At 42.2% G+C, this 2808-nt stretch carries 3 protein-coding genes and 1 pseudogene; 3 read left to right on the plus strand and 1 reads right to left on the minus strand.

The window, feature by feature from the left end:
- Positions 1–96: 96 nt before the first annotated feature.
- Complete coding sequence (locus A3761_RS22040) at positions 97–408, minus strand: putative quinol monooxygenase (RefSeq protein ID WP_068509848.1); 312 nt, start codon at positions 406–408, stop codon at positions 97–99.
- Positions 409–747: 339 nt separating this feature from the next.
- Here A3761_RS22040 and A3761_RS22045 point away from each other — a divergent pair.
- From A3761_RS22045 to A3761_RS22055, 3 genes and pseudogenes are all read left to right on the plus strand, one after another.
- Positions 748–1901 (plus strand): annotated as a pseudogene (locus A3761_RS22045) (IS110 family transposase).
- 469 nt (positions 1902–2370) lie between these two features.
- Positions 2371–2592: a hypothetical protein gene (locus A3761_RS22050; RefSeq protein WP_068509845.1), complete on the plus strand. Its 222-nt coding sequence runs from the start codon at positions 2371–2373 to the stop codon at positions 2590–2592.
- Positions 2585–2808 (plus strand): type II toxin-antitoxin system RelE/ParE family toxin (locus A3761_RS22055; RefSeq protein WP_068750887.1); only part of this gene is annotated, 224 nt, incomplete at its 3' end. The genes A3761_RS22050 and A3761_RS22055, both read left to right, overlap by 8 nt.

A 2808-nucleotide genomic window follows, 5' to 3' on the forward strand; every position in this document is an offset into this window, starting at 1 on the left:
CAGGCAAGAGGTGATCAGCAGAAAATGTAACGACACAGAGCCCAGTTCGAGGCACTATATGGGTGGTGCTGGCATAATTGGTTATGTGACTAGAGGCTATACCGCAACAGAGTCTGATAACAAATCACACGAATTAAATACGCGCTCAGATAACCCATATTTTTTAGCCTGCTCTCGCCATGGTTTAATGTGCGGCGCACTTAGGTGATCATTTAAGCTCTCACGATTCGGCCACAACTCTGAAAAACGAATTAAGCCCTTATCGAATGGATCTTCCGCAACATCGTACGCAATGCATCCATCATTTTCGTGAGTGCTACGAACTAAAGCATTTAAGTGTGGTAATACTTTTTCGGTATTATCTGGAGGAAACCTTAATGATCCAAATACTGCTACTTTTGCTTTCATTGAACTTCCTTATTCATTCGTTTAATTTTAAAGAGGAGATGGGCCTCTTAATACTTTAATTAACTTTCCAGTTGTACTCTCAAAGTTATGACCACAATTAGAGCAAATGGTATTAGCTTTGTTTCTATGATTCGTAAAGATACGACTAACTAATAACCCGATTAGAATTAAAACAACTAATACAACAACAATGCTCAAAGTTCTTTACTCAATTGCCGACTTCCCTTATTGCATTTAGACATAATGACTCCCCACTAAAGAGTGCTGACCTCCAATTCGTGGGTTAGCAAAGCCCGAGCCATATTATAGTTGTTACGCTATAAATTAGAGGCCAGCACCATGCAAAAAGATAACATACTATTTATTGGTTTAGATACTCACAAAGAACAAACTCAAGTCGCTTATACCCTTGATTACCGTACCTCAGAAGTTATCGACCTAGGCCGCATTCAGTCCACCAAAGCAGGCTTTGTAAAACTTGCTCGACAATTACAATCGAAATACCCGCATGCGACACTTCACTTTGTCTATGAAGCAGGCCCTTGTGGTTATTGGATTTATCGACTTCTCACCAGCCTTGGTCACTGCTGTTTCTTAGTCGCGCCATCTCTCATCCCCAAGAAACCTGGTGAGCGAGTGAAGACAGATAAACGAGACGCTCAGAAACTCGCTCGACTACTGAAGAACAATGACCTTGACCCAATCTACGTACCTGAACCCGAAGATGAAGCGGTGCGTGACTTATCTCGCGCACGAGAAGCAGCCATGCGAGATTTAAACGATGCGAAGCATCAACTTAAATCGATGCTGCTTAGGAATAATATACGTTATACAGGTACCGCTAACTGGTCGTTAAAACATATGCGATGGCTAACCGAAATGGTGCTTCCGCACCCTTGCCAGCAAATCGTTTTACAAGAAATGATTCAGACTATTGATGAGCGCACTAAGCGATTAAAACGACTCGACAACGAGCTCACTCATCAAGTTAAGAAGTGGCGCTACTACCCTGTCGTTAAAGCAATACAAGCGATGCGTGGAATACGCCTCCTCATCGCAACAGGCGTAGTGTGTGAGCTTGGTGATCTAAGCCGATTTGATACGCCTAGAAAGCTAATGAGCTATGTCGGGCTCACCCCGAGTGAGCATTCTAGTCGCGATAAACGAAAACTTGGCAGCATTACAAAGTGCGGTAATGGACGCGTCAGAAACTGTTGATTGAGGGAGCGCACAGCTATCGGTATAGCGCACGAATATCCAAAGAAATGCAGGTAAGACAGGAAGGTCTACCTAAGGAGATTATCGATCAAGCATGGCAAGCGCAACTAAGGCTGTGAAAACGATATCAGAGGCTTATGAAGCGCGGTCAAAATTACAATGTGGTCGTGACCGCAATAGCCCGTGAAATGATTGCCTTTATCTGGTCGATATCACGAGAAGTCATTTTACTTAAGGTCGACCCAAAAACACGTTTATCAAGAGTACCAGCTTAATGAGTTTAGCGTTAGCGCATTGGGTCAAGCAACGAGTGTGGTGTAATCACCGACGGCGTTAGGTAGGCAATGTAGCTTCATCGCATTGATCCACGAGCATAGACTGAAGACAGACACCACGACGTAAAAAGTAAGGTCGGATAGGTTCTTTAAAAAAAGAGCAACCCACGAATACCAGCATGATAACCGTCGAAATTATCTGCTTCATCTGATGCGCTAATGCTTCTTAAACAAAAGAAGTTGACTAAAAAAGAAAAAACTCTGACCGTGCTATCGGCAGGAATTTGTGCAGTTTGCTTGACGTGGGGAGTCATACCAACGCCCGGCTAAACGGCGTAGTAACTGTGGCGACTTTTTTGGAACAAAAAAGGTGCGACTGTTACGGAGTCCGTTTGAGCCGTTGGTTATAACTTTATTTATTTGTAGCAATATGCCACAATTAATGCAGATTGTTACAGGAGCATTAACTATGGCAACTAATAGCGTAAGATTAGACCAAGATCTTATTGAAAAAGCCACCATTATGGCTAAGGCTTACAATAGGACGCCACCAAAGCAGATTGAACATTGGGCAAAAATTGGTGAAATGATGGAAGATAACCCTGATTTGCCATATGAGTTTGTAAAGCAAGCCATTATTGCCCAAGCAGAAAAAGAAGCAGGTAAGTTGGAGCGCTACGACTTTGGCTAAAGTTGAGAATATTTTACAAACGCCAACTTTTAAAAAAGCAGTAAAGAAATTAAAACCTAACCAGAAGAAAGACTTGGATAATGCTGTAAAAGAGCTTGTTAAAGACCCACTTTTAGGTGAGCAGAAACGAGGTGATCTTGCATTTCTTAGAGTTTATAAATTTAAGATGATTAAGCAACTTACGTTACTTGGCTATAGCTATGACGAAGGTGTACT

The organism is Oleiphilus sp. HI0123 (genome assembly GCF_001635315.1).